General features: G+C 45.2%; 21 protein-coding genes and 1 pseudogene. 11 read left to right on the top strand and 11 right to left on the bottom strand.

The features are described 5' to 3' along the window. Window positions 1–208: 208 nt before the first annotated feature. Window positions 209–1,726 carry a fumarate hydratase gene (locus tag AND4_RS02890; protein ID WP_009841401.1) on the bottom strand — a complete coding sequence of 506 codons (1,518 nt, stop codon included), beginning with the start codon at window positions 1,724–1,726 and terminating at the stop codon, window positions 209–211. Window positions 1,727–2,114: 388 nt separating this feature from the next. Here AND4_RS02890 and pabB point away from each other — a divergent pair, with 388 nt between their 5' ends. Further along, on the top strand, window positions 2,115–3,476 hold the full coding sequence (gene pabB / locus AND4_RS02880) for an aminodeoxychorismate synthase component I (RefSeq protein ID WP_086026776.1): 1,362 nt from the start codon (window positions 2,115–2,117) through the stop codon (window positions 3,474–3,476). Between the two features lie 120 nt (window positions 3,477–3,596). Here the strand turns inward: pabB and AND4_RS02875 are convergent, their stop codons facing one another. Further along, window positions 3,597–5,300, bottom strand: coding sequence for an ATP-binding protein (locus tag AND4_RS02875; protein ID WP_009841398.1), 1,704 nt, complete (start codon window positions 5,298–5,300; stop codon window positions 3,597–3,599). Window positions 5,301–5,306: 6 nt separating this feature from the next. Further along, window positions 5,307–5,846: a heme NO-binding domain-containing protein gene (locus AND4_RS02870; RefSeq protein WP_009841397.1), complete on the bottom strand. Its 540-nt coding sequence runs from the start codon at window positions 5,844–5,846 to the stop codon at window positions 5,307–5,309. A gap of 117 nt (window positions 5,847–5,963) precedes the next feature. Between AND4_RS02870 and AND4_RS02865 the strand changes: the two genes are divergently transcribed. The 3 genes from AND4_RS02865 (at window position 5,964) to AND4_RS02855 (ending at window position 9,618) form a co-directional block, all read left to right on the top strand. Beyond that, a complete protein-coding gene (locus tag AND4_RS02865; RefSeq protein WP_009841396.1) occupies window positions 5,964–6,563 on the top strand; it encodes a CoA pyrophosphatase in 600 nt (199 codons plus the stop codon). A gap of 342 nt (window positions 6,564–6,905) precedes the next feature. Then, entirely contained in the window at window positions 6,906–8,159 is a 1,254-nt protein-coding gene (locus AND4_RS02860) for an aromatic amino acid transport family protein (RefSeq protein WP_009841395.1), read from the top strand. Window positions 8,160–8,256: 97 nt separating this feature from the next. Then, window positions 8,257–9,618: an L-serine ammonia-lyase gene (locus AND4_RS02855; RefSeq protein WP_009841394.1), complete on the top strand. Its 1,362-nt coding sequence runs from the start codon at window positions 8,257–8,259 to the stop codon at window positions 9,616–9,618. A 195-nt stretch (window positions 9,619–9,813) separates the two neighbouring features. On the opposite strand, the gene AND4_RS20215 is transcribed toward AND4_RS02855, so the two are convergent. Continuing rightward, window positions 9,814–9,951, bottom strand: coding sequence for a hypothetical protein (locus AND4_RS20215; RefSeq protein ID WP_009841393.1), 138 nt, complete (start codon window positions 9,949–9,951; stop codon window positions 9,814–9,816). Window positions 9,952–10,203: 252 nt separating this feature from the next. On the opposite strand from AND4_RS20215, the gene AND4_RS02850 reads away from it, so the two are divergent. Further along, the gene (locus AND4_RS02850; protein ID WP_009841392.1) at window positions 10,204–10,989 is read left to right on the top strand and encodes a LuxR C-terminal-related transcriptional regulator; all 786 of its coding nucleotides are present in this window, start codon (window positions 10,204–10,206) and stop codon (window positions 10,987–10,989) included. 91 nt (window positions 10,990–11,080) lie between these two features. Here the strand turns inward: AND4_RS02850 and queD are convergent, their stop codons facing one another. Next, complete coding sequence (queD, locus tag AND4_RS02845) at window positions 11,081–11,443, bottom strand: 6-carboxytetrahydropterin synthase QueD (protein ID WP_009841391.1); 363 nt, start codon at window positions 11,441–11,443, stop codon at window positions 11,081–11,083. A gap of 419 nt (window positions 11,444–11,862) precedes the next feature. On the opposite strand from queD, the gene asnS reads away from it, so the two are divergent. After that, a complete protein-coding gene (asnS, locus tag AND4_RS02840; protein WP_009841390.1) occupies window positions 11,863–13,263 on the top strand; it encodes an asparagine--tRNA ligase in 1,401 nt (466 codons plus the stop codon). A 267-nt stretch (window positions 13,264–13,530) separates the two neighbouring features. Here asnS and AND4_RS02835 read toward each other — a convergent pair whose 3' ends face one another. The 3 genes from AND4_RS02835 to AND4_RS02825 form a co-directional block, all read right to left on the bottom strand. Then, window positions 13,531–13,944: a hypothetical protein gene (locus AND4_RS02835; protein ID WP_009841389.1), complete on the bottom strand. Its 414-nt coding sequence runs from the start codon at window positions 13,942–13,944 to the stop codon at window positions 13,531–13,533. Between the two features lie 29 nt (window positions 13,945–13,973). Beyond that, window positions 13,974–14,195 carry a hypothetical protein gene (locus tag AND4_RS02830; protein WP_009841388.1) on the bottom strand — a complete coding sequence of 74 codons (222 nt, stop codon included), beginning with the start codon at window positions 14,193–14,195 and terminating at the stop codon, window positions 13,974–13,976. Window positions 14,196–14,290: 95 nt separating this feature from the next. After that, window positions 14,291–15,682 carry a PLP-dependent aminotransferase family protein gene (locus tag AND4_RS02825; protein WP_009841387.1) on the bottom strand — a complete coding sequence of 464 codons (1,392 nt, stop codon included), beginning with the start codon at window positions 15,680–15,682 and terminating at the stop codon, window positions 14,291–14,293. A gap of 178 nt (window positions 15,683–15,860) precedes the next feature. On the opposite strand from AND4_RS02825, the gene AND4_RS02820 reads away from it, so the two are divergent. The 3 genes and pseudogenes from AND4_RS02820 (at window position 15,861) to AND4_RS02810 (ending at window position 18,343) form a co-directional block, all read left to right on the top strand. Then, complete coding sequence (locus AND4_RS02820; RefSeq protein ID WP_043991466.1) at window positions 15,861–16,091, top strand: hypothetical protein; 231 nt, start codon at window positions 15,861–15,863, stop codon at window positions 16,089–16,091. Window positions 16,092–16,291: 200 nt separating this feature from the next. Continuing rightward, window positions 16,292–16,591 (top strand): hypothetical protein, encoded by a 300-nt coding sequence (locus AND4_RS02815; RefSeq protein WP_009841385.1) that lies wholly within the window; start codon window positions 16,292–16,294, stop codon window positions 16,589–16,591. Window positions 16,592–17,154: 563 nt separating this feature from the next. Further along, a pseudogene (locus AND4_RS02810) lies at window positions 17,155–18,343 on the top strand (amino acid aminotransferase). Window positions 18,344–18,456: 113 nt separating this feature from the next. On the opposite strand, the gene AND4_RS02805 reads toward AND4_RS02810, so the two are convergent. After that, complete coding sequence (locus AND4_RS02805; RefSeq protein ID WP_009841382.1) at window positions 18,457–19,098, bottom strand: porin family protein; 642 nt, start codon at window positions 19,096–19,098, stop codon at window positions 18,457–18,459. Window positions 19,099–19,317: 219 nt separating this feature from the next. Here AND4_RS02805 and AND4_RS02800 point away from each other — a divergent pair, with 219 nt between their 5' ends. Together AND4_RS02800 and AND4_RS02795 are read left to right on the top strand one after the other, a co-directional pair. Continuing rightward, a complete protein-coding gene (locus AND4_RS02800) occupies window positions 19,318–21,207 on the top strand; it encodes a DUF294 nucleotidyltransferase-like domain-containing protein (RefSeq protein ID WP_009841381.1) in 1,890 nt (629 codons plus the stop codon). 8 nt (window positions 21,208–21,215) lie between these two features. After that, on the top strand, window positions 21,216–21,935 hold the full coding sequence (locus tag AND4_RS02795; protein WP_009841380.1) for a 3'-5' exonuclease: 720 nt from the start codon (window positions 21,216–21,218) through the stop codon (window positions 21,933–21,935). An 89-nt stretch (window positions 21,936–22,024) separates the two neighbouring features. Here AND4_RS02795 and AND4_RS02790 read toward each other — a convergent pair whose 3' ends face one another. Beyond that, window positions 22,025–23,908: a methyl-accepting chemotaxis protein gene (locus tag AND4_RS02790; protein WP_009841379.1), complete on the bottom strand. Its 1,884-nt coding sequence runs from the start codon at window positions 23,906–23,908 to the stop codon at window positions 22,025–22,027. Between the two features lie 225 nt (window positions 23,909–24,133). Further along, window positions 24,134–25,582 (bottom strand): BCCT family transporter (locus tag AND4_RS02785; RefSeq protein ID WP_009841378.1); only part of this gene is annotated, 1,449 nt, incomplete at its 5' end.

The following is a 25,582-nucleotide window of genomic DNA, read 5'->3' as shown; positions in this document are numbered from 1 at the left end:
AGGATTTGCTATGCTTAATCGTTTACATCTAATTATATAGACAAAAAGTGCAGCTTTCGCTGCACTTTTGTCAAATGTTTGCTAGGTAAATCAGCACTTTGTCACATTCTCTTTATTAAGACGTCCGCCTAATGCTCAACAATGCAAGTCTCACATGCAGGCGATAACTTAATTCAGTGCCAAAGCAATGAAGCAAAAACGTCGCAGCTTATGCTTCCATCTCTTGGATTTTCACCTTCCAAGTATCAGGTCCAATTTGGTGTGCATTCACGCCATTGGAATCCACGGCCACAGTAACAGGCATATCTTCAACTTCAAACTCGTAGATGGCTTCCATACCTAAATCTTCGAAAGCAACAACACGTGCTTTCTTGATGGCTTTCGCAACTAAGTAAGCAGCGCCGCCGACTGCCATCAGGTAAACTGCTTTGTGGTTTTTGATGGATTCAACCGTTGCAGGGCCACGCTCTGCTTTACCTATCATCCCCATAATGCCTGTTTGCTCTAACATCATGTCAGTGAACTTATCCATGCGCGTGGAGGTTGTAGGGCCTGCCGGTCCAACAACTTCGTCACCAACAGCATCTACTGGGCCTACGTAGTAAATGAACTTACCTTTAAGATCGACGCCTTCAGGCAGACCTTCGCCCGCTTCTAGCATGCCCTGAATGCGTTTGTGTGCCGCATCACGACCAGTAAGAATTTTGCCCGATAACAGCACGGTTTCACCGGTTTTCCACTCTTGAACGTCTTCTTTGGTTACTGTATCTAGGTTAACGCGACGCGTATTTTCGCCAGCCTCCCAAGTAATGTCTGGCCAATCTTCTAGCTTTGGTGGTGTTAGCTCAGCAGGACCGTTGCCATCAAGCGTGAAATGTACATGGCGAGTTGCAGCGCAGTTTGGAATCAAGCATACGGGCTTAGACGCAGCATGCGTTGGCGCCGTTTTGATCTTCACGTCTACAACCGTTGTTAAACCACCCAAACCTTGCGCACCAATACCAAGCTTGTTTACACGGTTAAAGATATCAAGACGAAGCGTTTCTTCGGCGTTTTGAGGACCACGATCGATCAGTTCTTGAATGTCGATGTGTTCCATCAGAGACTCTTTTGCCAGTACCGCTGCTTTTTCAGCGGTGCCGCCGATGCCAATACCCAGCATCCCTGGTGGACACCAACCTGCCCCCATTGCTGGTAGTGTTTTCTCTACCCATTCAGCAATGTCATCAGACGGGTTTAGCATCACCATCTTGGTTTTGTTTTCGCTGCCACCACCTTTGGCTGCGATTTGAATCTCAACGTTATCGCCTGGCACCATATTGATATGTACGACCGCTGGCGTGTTGTCTTTAGTATTGATTCGCTTGCCCGCAGGGTCCATAAGAACCGAGGCACGCAATGGGTTGTCCGGATTTGTGTACGCCTGTCTAACGCCCTCATCCACCATCTGTTGAACCGTCATGTCGGTTGAGTCCCATTGAACGCCCATACCGATGTTGACGAAACACGTCACGATACCAGTGTCCTGACAAATCGGTCGATGGCCCTCTGCCGACATACGGGAGTTAATTAGGATCTGAGCGATAGCGTCTTTCGCTGCCTGGCTCTCTTCACGGTGGTAGGCTTTTTCAAGCGCTTGAACAAAGTCTAGCGGGTGATAGTAAGAAATATACTGTAGCGCATCAGCAACACTGCTGATGACATCCTGCGTGCGTATTACCGTCATTGCATGCCTCATTATTGTTATGCTTTGCTTCCATTATCGGCTTGGCTTCTGTCGTGTTTGTTGAGCTTACGTTTTTGTTGGGCGCACTGTTCATAAATGAGCTTCGTTTTATGTGAACGATTAGTTTCAATTAAGAAAATCGTCTCTTGTAAACCATTCATCTCGTGAGAAGATGTCATCTTATGAGAACAATGCACCAAATGAAAAAGTAGTCGAAAGGCTGATATCGACACACGAATTATTGAAGTTGCCTGCTCGTATACTAAAACCACCTCAAAGCCATTGTATAGAGGTAGTTTGGCTATACAGATGGATATGATACTCTTGCTGCCCATGACATACCATGCAGTGAACGAACTCTTTGTCACAATTTAAACAAATGAACAACATGGATACGCAATTGTTTGATTTTAAGGCTTTGGATTACGCCGACGACCTCGCCATTACTCTATTTTCTCGTATTGAAAGCCAACCTTGGTCAATGCTTTTACGCTCGGCTTCGAAGACACATATCGACAGCCGATTCGACATATTGGTGGCCGATCCAATTGCGACTCTGGAAACCATTGCCAACGAGACTCACGTTAAGACAACAACGCAGCAATATATCTCGCAAGACGATCCATTCTCACTGTTAGACGAACTTCAACAAAAACTTTTACCAAACCTTGAGTTAGATGCCAAATGGGATCTGCCGTTTATCGGCGGTGCACTGGGTTATTTCAGTTATGATTTGGGGCGCCGAGTAGAATCCATGCCCCAACTTTCAATCAAAGACTTGCAAACACCCGATATGGCAGTCGGGTTATATCAATGGGCACTGGTGGTCGATCACAAGCTCAAAAAAGCGTGTCTGGTTGGTCAAAATATTGAACAAGCTTGGCGATCGCTCAATACTCCGTCTCCTGACAAGGTTGACAATTTCACGCTGCTCGGCGATTGGCAATCGAATATGACACAGGCGTCTTACGCTGCACGTTTTGCACGCGTCCAAGACTATTTACTCAGTGGCGATTGCTACCAAATCAACTTGGCGCAACGTTTTAATGCCAGCTATCGAGGTAGTGAGTGGCAAGCGTATACTAAGCTAGAATCGGCGAACCAAGCCCCTTTCTCGGCGTTTATTCGCATGCCTCATTCGGCGATTTTAAGCGTGTCGCCGGAGCGTTTTTTGGAACTAAAAGATAACGTTATTGAAACCAAACCAATTAAAGGAACACGACCACGAAGCCAAAATATCGAACTTGACCAAGCGAACGCGCTCGACTTGCAGTGTGCAGAAAAAGACCAAGCTGAAAACTTAATGATCGTCGATCTGCTGCGTAACGACATCGGTCGTGTCGCGTCACCTGGAAGTGTGCATGTCCCGAAGTTGTTTGATATCGAGACCTTCCCAGCCGTTCATCATTTAGTCAGCACCATTCGAGCGAACTTGGATAGCCAATATCGCGCTGCTGACCTCCTTCGTGCTTGCTTTCCGGGCGGTTCCATTACCGGTGCGCCAAAGGTACGTGCGATGCAAATCATTGAAGAGTTAGAGCCTCATCGTCGCAGCGCCTACTGTGGCAGTATTGGTTACATTTCACGCCACGGCCGCATGGACACCAGCATCACGATTCGTACGTTAGTGGCAGAAGATCACAAGCTCTTTGCCTGGGCTGGTGGTGGGGTCGTTGCTGATAGTGATTGTTCAGCAGAATATCAAGAAACGTTAGATAAGCTGTCCAAAATTTTGCCTGCTCTGCAATAGCCTTAAGCGTTACACAATAGCTCAGGTATTTGCAAAATCGTTTAAGAACGACAGGCTTCACAAAACGATGGCTCTGCTGGTATCGCAGAGCTTTATTTATGCGCCGCCGTAAATTGTTCATTATTCGTTATCAAGCCACTTACGCATTATAAGCTCAATGTCGGCAGCGGTGTATGGCTTGGTGAGAATATCATCCATGCCGGATTCAATGCACTTTTGTCGTTCTTCAAGGGTTGTCCCAGCGGTAATCGCGATGATCGGCTTGGCAAAACCATGTTCTCGTAAGTGCATCGTCGCTTCATAACCATCCATCTCTGGCATCCGACAATCCATAAATATCAGTTCATACTCTGTTTCTTTAACCGAGTCGATCGCTTCTAGGCCATTGCCTTTTAAAACAGGTGTAACATCCAGCTTTTTCAGCATCTGAGTGACGATTACTTGGTTAATATGAATATCATCCACCACCAATATAGAACGACCCGCAAGTTCAATATGCTGTCCGTCATAGACACTGCCAGATACACTACCCTCCGCCTCCCCTTGCTTGAGAGGGATCCTAAGTTTGAATATAGTGCCTTTACGGGGTTCACTGACAAAGCTGATTTCACCTTCCATCAAGTCAACCAAGTTCTTACAGATCGCCAAGCCCAAACCCGAACCTTCAAAGCTACGCTTGGTAGAGCGGTCGGCCTGAACAAAAGGATCGAACAAGGCTTTTTGTGCTCCCAATGGAATGCCGATACCCGTATCTTCCACTTCAAAGTTTGCGTATCCATTTTGCCATTCCACGCGGAGTACGACCCCACCCAAATTGGTAAACTTAATTGCGTTGCCAATCAAATTGACCAATATCTGTGTGATACGCTCAAAATCACCGATTAGGAACTCAGGAATACCCAGCTTTTTGTCGATGGAGAAATGAATCCGCTTTTCCGCCGCTTTCGCGGCAAACACACCGGTTAGTGCATTCTCTAGATCTTTCCATGCGAACACTTTATTTATAATTTCCATCATGCCCGCGTTCATCTTACTGAAATCGAGTAAATCATTGATGATGACGCGAAGAAGATCGCCTGAGTGAGTTAAATTAGACAGGTATTGCTGTTGTTCACCATCAAGTGCCGTTTTGTCGAGTAAGTCTGCACTTCCGAGTACACCGTTAAGCGGCGTTCGTAACTCATGATTAATCATGGCGACAAATTCTTTGGTTGCTTTCTCAGACGCTTCTGCGCGTTTACGCAGTTTCACTTCGCGTTGCAAGCTTGAGTGGCGACTGATCACGCCATGTACCAAGTCGGAAACTAACACCATTTGTTTAAAAATAAACTCTTGTTCAACTTGATCGAGTTCAAGTGAAAAGATCAATTCACCAAACGTTGTTGACCCTATGATAATTGGCAGATAAAGGCGGTTTTTGCTCCAATGCGGCTTGGCCTGTATGGGGCGATCACTTGCCAAGTGAAGATGGCCAAATTGATGATTACGTAATGGCGACACATTTTCAGGGGCCAAGTAAAGATAAGCGCCTGAAACGACCGAATTGAGCGTCAGTTGCTCCAAGAAGCTAGTAATCATGTTTTCACCGAAGGTACTCGAAAGAAACGTGCGCCCGAACTTAATTAAGGTGGCATCAATCTGCTCCTCGAACTCGAATTTGCGCAGATCTTTTTCTGACTTCATTTCAAGTTTCTTTAACGCCACACTCAATTGCTGATTCGCTTCATACAACTCTGAACTCTTTTGCTCAAGCAGCAATTCAGCCGCTTTGCGCGACGCAATTTCTCGTTTGAGTTTCCTTTCTAGCGAAGAACTGCCTGACATACTACTTTATTTAGCCTCCAACCAAAAACGTACTTGGCTTCCATCTTTAGATTGGTTTTGATGTTTAACCACAATCGACTCGCCAAAGTGATTTGCACAACCCCGGATGAGCCCTAAGCATACATGAGCCATACAGCGCGCACTTTTATAATCGAACACCATTTCCGATTCGGTCTCGCTGATAAAGTCAAACTGCGGAGGAGTCGCATCAGGGTAAAGTTTTTTCACTTCCACGTGAATGAAATCTTCAACATGACGCACGAATTGGAATGTGGTTACACACCGCCGCAAGCTGGCATGATCCGAGACGGAATTGAGTAGATTTTTGAAGACACACTCCCCAAAAACTTCTTGAAGCGTCTCTGGGGGAATCTCGGTTACTTTGCTAAGATTAACAATTAACTTTACTAGGTCGCGGTGATCGTAGCTACCAACCGAAGTGTAGATGCCTTCGTCGTTGGACAGTTCCAAAGTTTGATCGAGAACCTCAAGACCAAATTTTTCTTCAACTAGATCCATGAACTCCGTGAAAATTACCCCTTTCATCGTATTCAGCTAACCTTATTAATAACACCGGAAAATAAAGAATGGTGTATAAAGCTATAAGTTTCAAATTAATATAATACGAATCTACTCGTCAGCTGACTGCTTAAGGACATCAATTTGGTTATCAGTAAATCTGCATTACTACAAAACTTTCAGTTCCATTTACCAACAGGCTATCACCATGAGTCGTTGGGTCGGCTAGCACATTTGAAAGGCACCTCACTCCGTGATGCCGCGGTATTGATTGGCTTTGTAGAGAGAAAAGAAGGAATGCAGGTAATTTTGACCAAAAGAGCCGACCATTTACGTCATCATCCGGGGCAGATTAGCTTCCCCGGAGGGAAATACGAAACACATGATTGCTCTCTCGTGAACACGGCACTTCGAGAGGCTGAAGAGGAAATTGGACTTGATGAAAAGTATATAAAGGTGTTTGGTCAGTTACCTAAGCTGCCAACCATTAGTCAATTTAATGTGACGCCTTTTTTAGCTTTCGTTTCTGCTGATTATAAAACTCGTATTGACCCGAATGAAGTCGCCTCTGTATTCGAAGTCCCTGCCAATCATATTTTGAACCCAGACAAGCTTTACAGCACAAAATTTAAGCTTAGAAACACTCACCACCGTGTGTTTGCCATCCCCTATCAGCAGCATTTTATTTGGGGTATGACCGCTCAAATTATCGAGTCTGTGCAAAAACACGTCATTCCTAGGTAATCAATCTATCAGAACTGACCTAGAAAAAAGTCGAATATCATGCGCATCCGCATTACTAAAAAGTTATTTTTTAAACCGTCTTTCACATTAGTTTAGTTTAAACCCCAAAAGCAAACGCTTGCCATGAGACAATTTTATGCAAACAACGCGTTAAATAACTTTTTCTAATCCCAAGCATTAACAATAATCACGTGTAGCACGCCATTTTCGTGATAAAAAGCTGATTTTTGGCATATCATTCGATAGGCAGGGGCAATATATGATTAAGATCTAATTTCGATAATGCAAAATCTTGCAAAATCGCCCCGACTTATTACCTGTTCCCAAATGAGTAACTCAAAAATGAATACAACTACTTCTGCGGTTTCATCCGCAAAATCGTCTAGTAAGTTTTCTTACAAAGACTTCACCTGGTGTTTGTCTCTCTTCGGCACAGCCGTGGGTGCTGGTGTACTATTTCTTCCAATTAAAGCGGGTGCTGGCGGTTTCTGGCCATTAGTTATTTTAGCTTTGATCGCAGCACCAATGACTTGGTTTGCACACAAATCTCTGGCTCGTTTCGTCCTTTCCGCGAAAAACCCTGACGCGGACATCACTGACACAGTAGAAGAACATTTCGGTAAGACTGGCGCAAACCTTATTACTTTTGCCTACTTCTTCGCTATCTACCCGATCGTACTTATCTACGGTGTTGGTATCACAAACACAGTTGACTCTTTCCTTGTTAACCAAATGGGTATGGAATCTATCCCTCGCTGGCTACTCTCTGGTGCGTTAATCGCTTCAATGACTGCAGGTGTTGTATTTGGTAAAGACCTCATGCTCAAAGCAACATCAGCGATGGTTTACCCGCTTGTATTCATCCTATTAGCACTGTCTTTTTTCCTTATTCCTGGTTGGAATACGTCAATGATGGAAGTAACCCCAAACTGGGGCGAAATGCCTTCAATTGTTTGGCTAGCGATTCCAATCATCGTATTCTCATTCAACCACAGCCCTATCATCTCTCAGTTTTCTAAAGAACAACGTCGTGTATACGGTGATGACGCAGTTAAAAAAACCGACACTATCACTGGCGGCGCTGCGATGATGCTAATGGGTTTTGTCATGTTCTTCGTATTCTCTGTGGTACTTTCTCTATCTCCAGAGCAACTAGCAACAGCGCAAGAACAAAACATCTCTGTACTTTCTTACCTTGCGAACGTCCACGATTCTGCGCTTATCTCTTACATGGGCCCTCTTGTTGCATTCGCTGCAATCACCTCTAGTTACTTCGGCCACTTTCTAGGTGCTCACGAAGGTCTGGTGGGTTTGATCAAATCTCGCTCTAAATCGCCTAAGAGCATGATCGAGAAAGTGTCTCTTATCTTCATCGTTGTAACGACTTGGGTTGTCGCTATCGTTAACCCAAGTATCTTGGGCATGATTGAAACTATGGGTGCACCAATGATTGCGGCTATCCTATTCTTGATGCCTGTATTCGCTATGCAGAAAGTACCAGCAATGGCTAAGTACAAAACTTCAGCACCTGTACAGATTTTCACAGCAATCTGTGGTCTTGCAGCAATTAGTTCTGTAATCTACGGCGCTCTTTAATCACCGCTCTGTTTTAAGACGTGATTAATCCAAAAATATAACGATAATAAAAAGCCTCCCAACTCCCCTTGGGAGGCTTTATTCTGAGGTAATCGATATGATTAGTGTTTTTGATATCTATAAGATCGGCGTTGGTCCTTCAAGCTCACACACTGTAGGCCCAATGAAAGCGGGTAAGGAATTTATTGATGATTTACGCTCAATGGGAAAATTGCGCGACATCACTAAAATCACCGTTGACGTTTATGGTTCACTATCACTGACAGGGAAAGGTCACCATACCGATATCGCAATCATCATGGGTCTTGCTGGCAACACCCCTGAGAAAGTAGATATCGACTCTATTCCGGGCTTTATCGCTCGCGTAGAAGAAACTGAGCGCCTACCTGTTGGCATGCACTGTCACACAGTATCGTTCCCGAAAGACGGTGGTATGAATTTTCATACGACCAACCTTGAGCTACACGAAAACGGCATGCAGATCCACGCATGGATCGAAGACGAAAAAGTGTACTCAAAAACTTACTACTCTATTGGCGGCGGCTTCATTGTTGATGAAGAGAATTTCGGCAAAGAGATTGAGAACCCAATCAAGGTTCCTTACGAATACACAAAGGCTGAAGAGCTGGTTAACCAGTGTAAAGAGAGCGGTCTTTCTATCAGTGCGCTTGTGATGAAAAACGAGCAATCTCTGCACTCTGATGAAGAAACGCGTACCTACTTCGCGAACATCTGGCGCACGATGCGCGAGTGTATGGATCGCGGCATGAATGAAGAAGGTATTTTACCGGGTCCACTGCGCGTCCCTCGTCGTGCCGCAGCACTTCGCCAACAACTGCTCACTTCTGAAAAGACCACCAATGATCCTATGTCAGTGGTTGATTGGGTAAATATGTTCGCTTTCGCGGTAAACGAAGAAAACGCAGCGGGTGGTCGCGTTGTGACAGCACCGACAAACGGCGCGTGTGGCATCATTCCTGCTGTATTAGCGTACTACGATAAGTTTATTCAAACCGTGACTGAAAAGGATTACATGCGTTACTTTGCGGCTTCTGGCGCAATAGGTGGTCTTTACAAGCGTAATGCATCTATCTCAGGTGCTGAAGTTGGCTGTCAGGGTGAAGTGGGCGTAGCCTGTTCTATGGCGGCTGCAGGTCTTGCTGAACTTATGGGTGGTAGCCCAGAGCAAGTATGTATGGCAGCAGAAATCGCAATGGAGCATAACCTAGGCTTAACCTGTGATCCGGTCGCAGGTCAGGTTCAGGTGCCATGTATTGAGCGTAACGGTATTGCCGCAGTAAAAGCAATCAACTCTACCCGCATGGCTCTACGTCGCTCTTCTGCTCCTACCGTGTCTCTGGATAAGGTTATCGAAACCATGCTAGAGACGGGCAAGGACATGAACGCGAAATACCGTGAGACGTCTCAAGGCGGCCTAGCAATTAAAGTTATTTGCTAATCCCCCTTCTCTCAGTCGAAAAGCTCGAGCCTATCCTCGAGCTTTTTTGTTCCTACGCCAGGTTATTCTCATAAAATTGATGAAGAAAATGGGCAAGCACCAGCCGTGTGTCACGCGCTGAGTGGATTGACTTCTTAAAAAAATAGGCAGGACTCTTCAGCCTACCTATCTACTGTGTCATACGTCTTTACTCTGTCATACTTCCAACACTTCCGCTTGCCAACCGTAGCTTGCGTACTCCATTGCTAATGCTTTAGCAACAAATGTTGATACCACGACTTCAACCCACATACTGTATGAGCCTGCGCGGTAACGCAGTTTCATCATTTTCATTCAAAATTTCTCCGAATAGTGCCCAACAAGTCGGGCTTCCCTGCCATTTACTTTGACGGTAACTAAAAGCTGATATCCACACTGAGAACAATATGCACCAATGCGCTTAATAATTCCTTGAGATCGGATGAATATTGTGTATGTTATTCCACAAATTCCCAGTTTGTGTGAATGCTATTCTGCAGAATGAAATGAACAGGATGTAGAGTAAAAATACTGCATTTATAAAAATAATGAGATGAGCTAGATTTTATGGGCAGCGACATAGGTAAAACAACGGAAGCCAGTTTTGAAGCGCTCGTGATGCGTCAGGCGAATAAGTTAACAACCTCTCATGCAGATGAATGCCAACGTCACCTTGAACAATTCATGCTGGAGGCAATGGATTGGTTTGATATCGACCGGATGACGATCTTTCCAAACTCCATGTTATTTTTTAATCAGGGAAAAACCTTGTCTGTCGCGCGCCCACCACACAAACTCATCACTGCTTCTCAGGTAGGTGTAGATAATGCTGAACGTTATTTGCAACTCATTGGCAACTCGAAAAGAATTCAAATCTTTGACAAACAAGCGCTAGCTACAAGCAATGTTGTCATATTACGTATGCTCTCTATGCAAGGCGCTTGTTTCCACTACACCATTCCATTAACTCAGTTTGGGCAACGCTGGGGAGGCTTATCCTTCACTTTATTCGGGTGTGACGGCTACGCATTGACGGAAAATCAGATAGAGCAGATGACCTTTATCTCCCATATGTGGTTGTCATTTTGGCAACATTCAAAGTTGCATCGCAGCCTTCATCGCCCAGGCATGAAAACAGACCAAGAAAACCATCGCATGTTGCGTTTAAGTCACCGTCAATGTGACGTGTTAGGCTTATTAGCAAAAGGTCTATCGACCAAAGAAATTGCCACAGCACTCAACCTAAGCCCTCGGACGATAGAATCACACAAGTATCGACTGCTGGATATGTTAGAACTCGATAACCATGCGGATTTAGTCCAATTCGCAATAAGAAACGGTATTGGTTATTAACCGTGACTCACATTGGAACTGTGGCACTTTAGAGAAATAAAAAAGGCAAGCCGTTCGGCTCACCTTTCTCATATCCGGGGACAGAGCGAAATCACTCGCCTTTGTAGATACAGCCTGCCGTGCAGGTCTCTTTTATCTCTACTTTGCTTAGTAGAGGTAAACTTGGCTTAAGTTGTTGCCAAATCCATTTTGCTAATACTTCACTCGTCGGGTTTTCTAGACCTTCAATATCATTCAAATAGTAGTGGTCTAAACGATTATAAATAGGTTTGAATGCCGCTTTGATCTGAGCAAAATCGACAACCCAGCCCGTATGTGGATCAACCTCACCTTCTACATAAAGACGAACAAGGAAAGAGTGTCCGTGTAAGCGCCCACACTTGTGACCTTCTGGCACATGTGGCAAATGGTGTGCCGCTTCGAACATAAACTCTTTGTATAATTCTGTTTTCATCTTGATTCTCAGGCTTTAAAAAGACACGCAATATTAAGGAATTCAACCTTTGATGACAACCTTTATCAATAGAGTAGTCAAGGGACGACGAGGCAAAGTCATCACCAACTATTGCACACGTTTGGTATCTGACAAACTTCACAACACGCCGGAGATTTAGCGTTTCTTTGTGAACGTTGAACGTCCTTAGTTAAACAATAGCCCCAATCATCGGGATACAGAAATGGGAAATAGTAAAAATCTCTGCTGCAAAATGAATATAAAGGTTGAAGCTGACGATTTGACAGGTAATATGCTTTCTTGAAACTAAAAAATTCTATCCAACTCAACGCTTCGCTTGTTTTTTGAACAAAACCAGTAAATACAAGCGATATCGGATGCTGAGTTGAATTTTTACCTCAACGGAGAATATTGAAAACATGACTTACGCGCCTGTATCAGACGTTTTGAAAGGTCAGCTAGCAGTAGACAGTGAAGTAACTGTCCGTGGCTGGATCCGTTCACGTCGTGATTCCAAAGCTGGAATCTCTTTCCTTGCCATTTATGACGGCTCTTGTTTCGACCCTATCCAGGCCGTGGTCCCTAATAATCTTAATAATTACGACGACGAAGTTCTTAAGCTGACAACTGGCTGCTCTGTTGAAGTAACGGGTAAGATTGTTGAATCTCCTGCGAAAGGTCAAGACTTTGAGCTCGCTGCAACTGACGTTAAAGTGGTTGGCTGGGTTGAAGATGCTGACACATACCCGATGGCAAAAACTCGTCACTCCATCGAGTACCTGCGTGAAGTCGCGCACCTACGCCCACGTACAAACGTCATTGGTGCGGTAGCACGTGTACGTAACTGTCTATCACAAGCGATCCACCGCTTCTATCACGAGCAAGGTTACTTCTGGGTATCAGCACCACTGATCACGGCTTCTGATGCCGAAGGTGCGGGTGAAATGTTCCGCGTTTCTACGCTAGACATGGAAAACCTGCCTCGCACAGAAGAAGGCAAAGTAGACTACAACGAAGACTTCTTTGGTAAAGAGACGTTTCTAACCGTATCTGGTCAGCTTAACGGTGAAGCTTACGCTTGTGCACTAAGCAAAGTTTACACCTTTGGCCCGACTTTCCGTGCTGAGAACTCAAACACGAGTCGTCACTTAGCAGAATTCTGGATGGTTGAACCTGAAGTCGCTTTCGCCGATCTTGAAGATATCGCTAAACTGTCTGAAGACATGCTTAAGTTTGTATTCAAAGCAGTGCTAGCAGAGTGTCGTGATGATCTAGAATTCTTTGCTCAGCGAATCGACAAAGAAGCCATCACTCGCCTAGAGCAGTTCGTTTCTTCTGACTTTGCTCAAGTAGACTACACGGATGCGATACAGATCCTTATTGATTCTGGTCGTGAATTCGAATTCCCTGTTGAATGGGGTATCGATATGTCTTCTGAGCACGAGCGTTTCCTTGCAGAAGAACACTTCAAGGCGCCAGTGATCGTGAAGAACTACCCGAAAGACATCAAAGCGTTCTACATGCGTGCCAATGATGATGGTAAGACAGTTGCGGCAATGGACGTACTGGCACCAGGCATCGGTGAAATCATCGGTGGTTCTCAACGTGAAGAACGTCTGGATGTTTTAGACGAGCGTATGCGTGAAGTGGGTATCGACCCTGAGCACATGAACTGGTACCGCGACCTACGTCGTTACGGTACTGTGCCGCACGCAGGCTTTGGTCTTGGTTTCGAACGTCTAGTATCTTACGTAACAGGCATGGGCAACGTACGCGACGTTATCCCATTCCCACGAACTCCTCGCTCAGCGAACTTCTAAATAAATCTCAGAGCCTTTATCGAGCCTCTGGTGATATCGAATCAAAAAGACCTCCCTTGTGGAGGTCTTTTAATTTCTCGTGATGAGCACAGGAAACGAATGCACCGCTTTTGTCTCGACCCTTTTGGTTGTTGATCTGACTTAGAGCTGATTAAGCTAACTTCGTAACTTTAAGCTAACTTCGTAACTATTGGTTTGACTTAGAAACTATTGGGCTAACCTCGTAACGATTGGTTTGACCTAAGATCTATTGGTCAAACTTGGTCATTATTGGTTCAGCTTCACGCTCATCATGCTTACTGATTCGGTTGACTTAACTTTGTTATCCTCGTTTACAACGGCTGTATATTGATAGTCACCACCAATAAAAATTGGCTTTTCTAGGTCTTCCTGCTTAATTAACATTGAAGTACTAATCTGGTTTGTAGCGTGACGAATCTTGCTTGCTTTAATCACCTCTACATCTAACAGGTAATCAGGATGCAGATTCCTCACCGTCCCCGATAAATCAATACGCTCTTTATCATTATCCACATAAGCCGCAAAATTATCATCGGCTTGGATCTCGGCTGTCAGTTTAGATTGATCGTAAATCAGAGTGACAGATTTAGGCTCAACAACTTGGTGAGTCGCACAACCAAACATGAACAAGGGTAATATAAGCAAGATTGAATTCTTCATTCACTTTTTCCAAATTTTAATAATGACTTTTATGGCTCGTTCCCCTCATCTTTGTCTGCGTGGACGGCGTACTTAACACCCAATATGCACAATCCAAACATAATAAAAGGAATAACGGCAGCAGTGTACTCTGTCCACGCCATATGAGAGAACGACTTCGCCAAAATAAGATGCGCAAATACGAGTAAAAATGCGCTGAATATGGCAACGGCAATCAGCCTCAATTCGTGTTTTACTAACTGCTTTTTCATGTTACCTCTCCTTATCGCTGATTATGGAAGAGTGAAACACAGCCTCTTTAAACTTCTCTGATACAGTTGGGCTGAAAAACGATCGAACAGTTTCATTAGTGAAGTAACTCACTCAATGTTTGGATGGCCTTCTCAACGTTTTCATCAATCGCGAAAGAGGTATTGAGTCGCAGAAAATGGTCAAACCGTGCATCCAAAGAGAATAACTGACCATGAGCGATGGTTACCTGCTCTGCGAGTAACGCCTGATAGAGCATTTTACTACTGGTACCTTCGGGCAGTGCTAACCAAAGAAAATATCCACCCCGTGGTAAATAAAAATCAACTTGCGCTGGAAGGTACTGCTCAAGAAGTTCAACAAATCGTTGTTGGCGTTGTTGCAGCGTCTTGCGCAGCTTTCTTAGATGGCTATCGTAACTGTCATTTTGAAGGTAATGCGCTATCCCCTGCTGGATGGGTGCGCTGCCTGACAGAGTCGATATCAATTGGTGCTTTTGGATTACTTCATTAAAGCGCTTATTGATAACCCAACCTAAGCGATAACCGGGACAAAGACTTTTCGATAACGAGCCGCAGTGCAACACACGATCTTGCGTATCAAAACTTTTTAGTGACACTGGCTTATTCTCGGAAAAGTACAGTTCCGCATACACATCATCCTCTATCACGTAGACATCGTGTTGGTTCGCGAGTTCGACAACACGCTGTTTTTTCTGTGCAGAGAGAGAGGTTCCGGTTGGATTATGAAAATTGGTCATCAACCAGCAAGCTTTGATATTGTGACGTTCAAACACATCTGCTAATTGCTCTAACGAGTGACCATCCTGCGCATCCACGGCAACCTCTATCGCATTCAACCCCAATCGCTCAATAGCTTGCAACGCACCGTAGAAAGTCGGTGACTCTACGACTACGGTATCACCAGGTTCGGTGACCGCTTGTAGACTAAGATTAAGAGCCTCCAACGCCCCAGAGGTGATCACAATATCGTCGTGAGTTAAACTCATGCCCTGCTGAATGTAGCGTTGTGCAATCAAGCGGCGAAGTGATTCACTGCCAGGCGGAAGATTGGCCAGCAATGAATCTGGGGCCATTTTTCGCCCAGCACTCGCAAGGTTACGGTTTAAGGCATCTAACGGGAATAACGTCGGATCGGGGAAAGCAGATCCAAGCTTTGTCACCTCAGGTAACGCTTGATGCTTAAGAAAATCATACAACCCATCATTGACCGACGCTCGCTGCGGCTGACTTTCTGACATTGAAACGTCCAACCGTTCGAGCTCAGCGGTAACAAAATACCCTGATTGCGGTTTTGCCGTCAGCCACCCTTGGGCCTCTAGCAATTGATAAGCTTGCTGTACCGTCCCTGTACTGACCGAATGGCTGCGACTCGTTACACGAACGGATGGCAGTTTCTCTCCTGCTCTCCATGTATTTTGCTTGATCTGAGTTTTAAACAGCTCAGCCAATTGGCGGTATCGGTTCATGTATCCCTCGTTACGTTCCTACCGAGCGAACCTTAGCATACTTCACGCCGATATACCGATGTCACAGTTATCAAACTCTAAAGGTAATCCGTCAACGTTGTCGATAACAATTGTTGTTACGAAATGGTAATTTATGTTTCATACTTTCAAAGACATGAATTTTTTGCAGGAGCAGATGATGAAAATGTTTACGATGGATGACCTCTCCTATCGAGGTATACACCAAGGGGTTCACAGCTGGGATCACCCACAGGGTAATAATCCTTATTACTGGCACCCTGATTGGCTTCATATTGCTGAAGACGCGCTAGGCGTTCACCCAAAAGCTGATCTGGAAGTACCAGATGGAGAAAAGCCCACTGAGTCTCATGCAAAGGCTGCAATCATCAAACACCTAAATAAACAATAAGGTGCGTTTAATAGCGACTCATCTGATGGTTATTGTGCTGTAAAACCAATAAATCTATTTGAATAAGAGATGAGCAACAAAATGGATTATTTATCAAAAAGATAAGATGATATCCATCACATTAATTACAATAACATCTGTTACATTTATAGGGTAATGGAGATGCATACTTCCACTCGTGACGATGAGAGACAATAAAAATGACTAAGTACAACGAAAACGATATCCAATACAAGGGCGAAACGAATGGCGTTCACGCATGGAGCACACCTTCAGGTCAACCTTATTACTGGCACCCTGATTGGCTGCACGTTGCTGAAGATGCAACAGGGTCACACCCCAAGCAAAAACTAGAAGTCGAATCTGCTGAAGCGCCGACTGAAAAACACGCACTAACGGCGATCTTAAAGCATGTGAACGATTGGGCGACGAGTAAATTCTCCTCTAACCCGGATATCGAAACGAATGCCGTTGAGTCGGAGATCAGTCTGAAAAAGTAAGCTCAGCGAAAGTTTTACCGCCTATCGTTGCAACTAAGCCTCACACTATCGAGGCTTTTTTTACATTCATACACGACTTATTACGATGGAGGGGCTCAACCAACTGGGCGGCGTCATAAGCAGTTGAATCACCGAAGACATTTTCACGTCATGCCAGCAATCACCCTCGACAAGGCTTCATAACCTCCAGTTCGTGCAAATACATGCGGATGAGTGAACGCAGCGCCTGATATTCCCCGATTAGCGATTACTTACGTAAGTGCTCTGTAGTGTTTGAAAACTCGAATCAATGCAGGAGATACCGATAGTACCACCAAAGGCATGCTATGTTTCTCATGCATCACCCATCATGAACAACAATGAACAAAACATCGCCACTCGGCTAATCATCTCGCCCTAAAAGCACGGTTTGAGGAGGTTTTTTATATGAAAACCCTTCAATATTTGGGTTTTCTGAATCAAATCAAAATTTTTTTAAGTTTTCTGCTTGCTAACTGTTGTAACGAATATTGCTGACAGGTATAAATGTCCTCAGACCCCTTCGATTAACATGGATGAAGATTATGTTTGAAAAAGTAGTTGCCGCTCCGGCCGACCCTATTCTTGGACTCACTGAAGAGTTTAAAAAAGATACTCGTGCTGAGAAAATTAACCTTGGTGTTGGTATTTACAAGAATGAACAAGGTGAAACACCTGTTCTGGCAACCGTTAAAAAAGCAGAAGCTGCGCTGATTGAAACTGAAAAAACCAAATCTTACCTAACCATCGAAGGCACCGCAGAATACGGGCTTGCTGTGCAAAAACTGCTTTTCGGTGACGATGCTGAAATTGTTGCTAGTAAACGAGCTAAAACAGCACAAGCTCCGGGTGGCACCGGAGCACTGCGTGTTGCTGGTGAGTTCATCAAACGCCAGCTTGGCGATGTAAAAGTATGGATCAGTAACCCAACTTGGGCCAACCACAATGGCGTATTTACTGCCGCAGGTATTGAAACGGCTCAGTACGGCTACTATAACGCAGAAACCAAAGACAAAGACTTCGACGCAATGCTGGCTGATCTACAATCAGCTTCAGAGGGTGACGTTGTTTTGCTGCACGGCTGCTGCCACAATCCAACAGGTATTGACCCAACAGCGGAAGAATGGGAAACACTGGCTAAACTGGTTGCTGATAAGAAACTGCTTCCTCTATTCGACTTTGCATACCAAGGTTTTGCGAAAGGCGTAGAAGAAGATGCAGCAGGTCTTCGTACTTTCGCAAAATACAACAATGAGCTCTAGTTGCGAGCTCTTTTTCTAAGAACTTCGCCTGTACAACGAGCGTGTTGGCGCATTTACTTTGGTCGCAGAATCACAAGAAGTGGCAGCAACGGCATTTTCACAAGTGAAAGCCATCATCCGTTCTATTTACTCTAACCCACCCGCTCACGGCAGTGCGGTTGTCACTCACATTCTTGGCGACAAAGCACTGCGCGAAGAGTGGGAAACAGAAGTAGCAGAGATGCGAGATCGCATCCAAGAAATGCGTGAACTATTTGTCACGACTCTTAAAGAAAAAGGCGTAGACGCAGACTTTAGCTTCATTGAGCGCCAAAACGGCATGTTCTCGTTCTCCGGTTTGTCTAAACAGCAAGTAAACCGTCTGAAAGAAGAGTTCGGTATTTACATTGTTGGTTCTGGCCGTATCAGTGTCGCGGGCATGACGAAGTCAAATATGGATCCTTTGTGTAACGGCATCGCCGCAGTTCTATAATCGCCCCTCTCATTCAAGCAAATCGGAATAAAAAAGGTCAGCAATTGCTGACCTTTTTCGTACTTCTGTTTTATCCGAACCGTGCTAATTCAAGCAACGTGGGGTCACGAGGCTTAATAAACGAACTTAAAGTTGATGCCCACTTCGTTAATATGATCGGATTCTCGGCTTTGATAATCGGTGTCACGAAACTGATAGTAAAGCCCTGTACCAATCACACGGTGCCATTGATAGTTAAACGCGATCTTGTAGTTGTTCTCATCAACGATATCACTGCGATTTACGTGAACTTCTGCCGTTGCCATCAACTTTTCACTGAATAAGTAATTGGCTCCGAGCGTCACACCTTGAATAAACTCGTCATCTGATGAGAGCGTTTGGTCGGTGTTATCATCTTTAGCTTTGGCTTTAACCGCCCCAAGTCCATAAATACCATACACATCGAACTGGTCGTTGATACCGTAACGGTAGCCAACACCAAACAATAAACGGTCGATGCGTAAAGTAAAATTATCAGGATGAAAAAACTGTGCGGAATAATCGGCATTTAGTATCCAATTGTCGGTGAACATATAGTTGCCACCTAAGCCCAACGTGGTCGCGTTAGAATTATCCAGCCATTCTTCATTTGTGGTGCCAGCACCGACGTCTAAATTGATGTGCTCGTAGCCAAATTTCTCTACTTGTTTTGATTCTGAGGCAACGCTCATTGCGGATAGTGCCAAAAAAGGTACAGCTAATAATAATCTTACCATTCTAATTCCTTCCCTGAGTGGTATACAAAACTCTAATCAATGCGCCCATTGTGTTGATTTAGTTCAATATCTTGATGAAAGCGTAGCCGAAAAAATGACGAACTGCCGTGCAACCTGTCTGAATATTATCATTACGTACGAAAAACAGTGATCCGATAAGAATCTGTTTCAAATCTAAGTTAAGATTACCCTATCTCTTGCAAACAAAAAGGCACCTTTATGGAAGCAGAACTTCTCGAGATCTATAATTTTCTCGCCAAGTATCCCCCATTCGACGAGCTTCCGGAAGAAACGCTCACCAAAGTGACCGAGAATATCGAAATTTCTTATTTCCGCCAAGACACCCCAATTATCCACTTGGGCGACCAAATTGACGAGTTGTACATGGTAAGAAGCGGTGTTGTTGAGGTTTATCGACGTAAAGGTGAGCTATACAATCGCCTAGACGAAGGTGATCTTTTCGGTCAGATGGGTCTGTTGACCAGTAACAAAGTTCGGTTCCCCGTAAAGGCGATCGAAGACTCTCTGATCTACTGTATTCCGCAAGATATTTTCCTAGAGCTTTACGATAATTACGACTCGTTTGCTGACTTTGTGGAAGTTGAAAATAGCGCACGTCTGCGCCAAGTAGTGTCTGACAATAATGATGCGAACGATCTGACCACTTCTAAAGTAAAAACACTCTTGACACGTGATGCTGCAACAATCGGGCGCGACCAGTCGATTCAAGAAGCCGCTCAACTTATGGCCCAAGATAACGTGTCTTCGTTGTTGATTGTCGAGCCTGACTTCGTGCTAGATGAAGACGATCCCCAATCGCCAGTCGTCGGGATCATTACCGATCGTGATTTATGCACCCGAGTCTTAGCGGAAGGCTTATCTCCCCAAGATGAAGTATCGACGGTCATGACAACGGAAGTTATTTCTCTCGACCATAACGCGTACGTCTATGAAGCCATGCTGACCATGCTTCGTTCCAACGTGCACCACTTACCAGTAGTAAAAGACCAAATGCCGATTGGGGTCATAGAAGCGACAGACATTGTTCGCTACGAATCGCAGAACTCATTGCTATTGGTAAGTAGCATCTTCCAACAACAAACCATTGAAGACTTGGCGATAGTTGCGGATGAAGTAAAAAGTAGCTTCGTGCGTTTGGTTAACGAAGATGCGAATTCTCACATGGTCGGTAGTGCAATGTCTGTCATTGGCCGAAGCTTTAAGCAACGGTTACTCGAAATGGCAGAAGAAGAATTAGGCCCGCCGCCTATTCCATACTGCTATCTTGCATTGGGCTCTATGGGGCGTGATGAGCAACTTCTGGTTACCGACCAAGATAACGCCATCATCCTCGACGATACCTATAAAGAAGAACGGCACGGCCAATACTTTGAAGCTCTCGCGCAATACGTTAGCGATGGCTTAAACGTATGTGGGTATAAGTATTGTACTGGTGACATAATGGCAACCAATCCACTATGGCGCATGACACGTTCACAATGGGAAGAGTGCTTCGCCGATTGGATCGACGATCCAAATCCGAAAGCGCTACTCAATGCTTCTATCTTCTTCGATTTAGATGGTGTTTATGGGCGCTTGAAGTGGGCCGAACAGCTGACTAGTTTCATTGTTCGTCGCGCTCGTAAGAACAACCGGTTCTTAGCGTGTTTGGCACGCAACGCGTTGAACCGAACCCCCCCGCTGGGTTTCTTTAAAGACTTCGTGATGGAGAAAGACGGCCAACACAAGAACTCAATCAATCTGAAACGCCGTGGCACAGCACCACTGGTGGACTTGATTCGTGTTCACTCTCTGGCGGTAGGCTCACGTGCTCAAAACTCATTTGAACGTCTTGATGACATCATTGATGCGGGTATTTTGCCAAAAGGCCGTGCTCAAGACCTTAAGGACGCAATGGAATTCATATCTATGGTACGTATCCGCCATCAGGCCATCGATGTTGAGTTAGGAATAGAGCCCGACAACAACATCGAACCTGAGAGCTTGTCAGACTTCGAACGCCGCAACCTAAAAGATGCATTCCAAATCCTCAGCAACGGTCAGAACTTCTTGAAGTTCCGTTATCAAGCCAGCAACAAGTTTAAATGAGGTTCGGCATGATAAAAAAATTATTTCAAAAACCAAGTATTCAATGGCCGACGAAGTTCCAGCAAAAGTTGCAACTGGCCAAGGACAAACGCTTGATTGCTTTTTATGGTCACGCATTACCCACTCCCAGCACCCCACTCTCCCAAGTAGAGTTTGTTGCGTTGGATTTTGAAACGACAGGGTTAAACCCACAGAAAAACGGCATTATTACCATTGGATTGGTGCCCTTTAGTCTCAATCGTATTTTCTTACGCCAAGCAAGACACTGGAAAGTTCGCCCACAAGAAAAGCTCGATGAAGAGTCCGTCATCATTCATGGTATTACCCATAACGAATTGGTTGATGCGCCTGATTTGGATGAAATCCTTGGCCCATTACTGGAGAGCCTAGCGGGTAAGGTTGTCGTCGTACACTATCGCCGCATCGAACGGGAGTTTCTTGATCAAGCCCTCCTCACTCGTCTCGGCGAGGGCATTGAGTTTCCTGTACTGGATACACTAAAAATTGAAGAAGATATCCAACAAAAAACCTCGGGGGGCATATGGAACAAACTAAAAGGCAACAAGCCGCAATCACTGCGTTTGGCTCAATCTCGTCGACGATACGGATTACCTGATTACACGCCGCACCACGCCCTGACTGACGCTATTGCTACCGCTGAATTACTGCAGGCGCAAATCGCCCATCACTACAACGCCGAGCAGCCTATAAGCAGTTTGTGGTTGTAGACAATAAGTTAGAGAATAGAGAATAGAGAATAGAGAATATTAAAGAACAAAAAGGAGCCAAGTGGCTCCTTTTTTCATACTCAAGTCATTTACAGTTTAAAGCGTTTGATCTCTTGTTCCAGTTCATGAGAAAGCTCTGAAAGATGTGCGGCTTGCTCTGCTGCTTGATTTGCTTCAAGAGACAACTCGTTAGATACATCACGAATACCCTCGGTGTTACGGGTGATCTCTGAGGTAACCGATGCTTGCTCTTCAGCAGCAGAAGCGATTTGCGTCGCCATATCACTGATACGTTCTACCGAAGAGTGAATTTGAGTCAAGCTTTGTGCTGCGGAGTCTGCATCCTCGACGCTAGTATCCGCTAGACGACGACTGTCATCCATAATGCCTACCGCTTTGGCTGTCGTGCCTTGCAGCATTTCAATCGTTTCTTGAATCTCTTTCGTTGATGCGTGAGTACGTTGGCTCAGTACACGCACTTCGTCAGCTACAACGGCAAAACCGCGACCTTGTTCACCTGCACGCGCGGCTTCAATCGCTGCGTTTAGTGCGAGAAGATTAGTTTGCTCAGCAATACCCTGGATGGTTGAAAGGATAGTATTAATTGCGTTACCGTGCGCTTCCAATTCTTGAATTACATTTGTCGCAACTTGCACCTCTTGCGCTAGGTTTTGGATAGAACCTTGCGTTTGAGTGACCTGCCCTGAGCCATGCACACACGATTGTACTGCCTCTTCAGAGCTTGAAGCGGTGTTGTCTGCGTTTCCTGCAATTTCTTGCGTTGCAGCAGCCATCTGATTAACAGCAGTCGCAACCATATTAATCTCGTCTTGCTGGTAAGAGATACGCTGACTGCGCTCTTCCGCTTGTTGCGCGGTCGTGCGCGCTTGTTCTGATAACGAGGCAGAAACATCGCTCAATTTGCAGACCATCGCGTGCATGTTGCCCACAAAGCGATTAAAGTTCTCGGCCAGTTTGCCAACTTCATCATCACTGCGCGGCTCAAGGCGCTGTGTTAGATCACCTTCACCCGAAGCTATCTCTTCAAGTGCGTGTGACACTCGGCCAAGATCACGGAACAAGAAACCAACCAACCAAGATACAGCGAAAATCACAACGATAGTAATAAGTACTGCTGTAATCAGCATTTCACTTAGTAATTTCGCATGACTTGCTTCTTCAGTTTCACGATCCATTTCTATCGCGAACATCCAGCTAGTGCCCGGAACTTTACTAAAATAGTAAAACTTCTCTTTTCCTTTAATAGTAGCGGTTTCAAATGAACCGGAATTAGCCGCTCGTTCGATCAAATCTTTTGAAAGCGCCTGAGAAAAGTCACTGATAGGTTCGAGCGCTAACGCTTTATTTGGGTGCGCTAGGAAAGTACCGTCATTCATATCGATAAGCATTGCGTACGCATTTTCGCCGGCATCTAGACTTATAACATCATCAATAAGCTGATCAATGAGTACGTCTGCACCTACAACACCAATGAACTTACCATTTCTCATCACAGGTTCAGCGATAGTGACCAATAATGCATTCGTAATCGCGTCTTGGTACGCTTCAGTTATGATTTGTTTACCCGCAGCATTCGCTTCCTTATACCAGGGGCGAGCACGAGGATCATAGTCTGCACGGTTACGTTCTGGATAAGAACGATACATATCACCTTCTGGCGTGCCAAGGAAAACGTCGTCAAAGCCTCCCGCTTTACGAGCTTGTTGCAGAAAAGGGACAACGTCTCGCTCAGTTGAGTAGTCGTTGAAAGCCATCGCAATCCCTTTGCGGATTGATATCCAATCGGAAATGCCTTCTGAGGCAGCATTGCTAAGACTTTGTGCTCGTGAATAAACACCTGAGCGAGTCTGATCAAACAGTTGATCAGCGGACAACCAAGTGAGTGCGGTTGCCATCACAACAACCGCAGACAGACTCGCGCCAATTAGCTTTTGCTTTAATGATAGTTTCATAGTTATAGTTCGAAGTTAAAGAAATAGACTGGGTGGATGAATCTTACACGTGTTTCACAAAACAATCACGAAGGAAACTCACAAAATCGAGCTATAAATCGTTGTAAAATATAGAATTTAGCCCGCCACATTTTTGGCGAGCGTCAGATATTCCGCATAAAAAAAGCCAGCATCTCGCTGACTTTTTTCAGATTAACATCTAACGATATTTATAAATCAGATAACCTATGGCCGCTCTGTTCGCATACCCATCAAGAGGCTGACACACATCGCAAGCAATACAAACGTGAATGGCAGTGCCGTGGAAATCGCTCCGGCTTGCAGCGCTTGAACAGCCTCAGAGCCGCCAACCCAAAGTAGCGCAACCGCAATTGCCCCCTCCATAAACGCCCAAAATACACGCTGAAGAACCGGCGCATCCACTTTACCACCAGCAGTAATGCTATCGATAACCAATGACCCTGAGTCCGATGAAGTAATGAAAAATACTAGTACCAACACCACCGCGATTATAGATAGCACATTACCGTATGGCAGAACGTCAAACATCTGGAACATCGCTAATGAAACGTCTGTAAGACCATTTGCACCTAATTCACCAACATTGTTAATCACCTGATCGATCGCAATTCCACCAAACGTCGACATCCAAATCAATGTAACAACTGTTGGGACAATCAGTACCGCGGTAAGGAACTCGCGAACCGTTCGACCGCGTGACACTCGAGCAATGAACATACCCACAAATGGTGACCAGGAAATCCACCAAGCCCAGTAAAATACCGTCCAACCCTGGAACCATGCTTCATCGGTACGACCAAACGGGTTGCTTAGCGGAACTAGATTTTCTAGATAGGCCATCAGCGTTGTTGGAATTGTACCCAAGGTCACTGCCCAGCCTATCAAAGTAACAAGGATCAGTAGCAGGAAAGCGATGACCATGTTGATATTACTAATGACCTTCACACCGCCATCAATACCGCGGATTACCGATACCACTGCAAGCAGTGTTACCACGGTAATAACTACGATTTGCAGTCCGAGCCCCGGCTCAACACCAAAGACATGATGGATGCCACTAGCGGCTTGCTGCGCACCCAAACCTAGAGAGGTCGCTAGACCAAACAGCGTCGCCACGACAGCCAGAATATCAACAACATGACCAGCCCAACCCCATGCGCGATCACCCAATAATGGGTAAAAGATCGAGCGCATCGATAGTGGCAAGCCTTTGTTGTATGTGAAGAAAGCAAGAGAAAGTGCTACGACACCATAAATAGCCCACGGGTGTAAACCCCAGTGGAACATCGTCGCGCCCAGAGCAAGTTTTGCAGCTTCTGGCGTGTTCGCTTCGACACCTAGTGGCGTTTCATACCAACCGGTAAAGTAGGCCACTGGCTCTGCCACGCTCCAGAACATCAGGCCAATCCCCATTCCTGCTGCAAACAGCATCGCTAACCATGACATGAAGGAGTAATCGGCAACGGCATCTCTGCCACCAAGCCGAATCTTACCCATTGGTGACACGATCAAAGCGAGACAGAAGATAACGAAAATGTTACCAGAGATGATAAACAGCCAGTCGAAGGAGCTGATGATTTTCAGTTTAATTCCATCAAGTGCCGTTTTAGCAGTGTGTGCATCCAGCACAAGTGCAGCAATAAGGAATAGCGC

The organism is Vibrio sp. AND4, assembly GCF_000171815.1.
In the GTDB taxonomy this organism is placed as follows: domain Bacteria; phylum Pseudomonadota; class Gammaproteobacteria; order Enterobacterales; family Vibrionaceae; genus Vibrio.
This window is presented reverse-complemented; position numbering and strand designations above follow the sequence as displayed.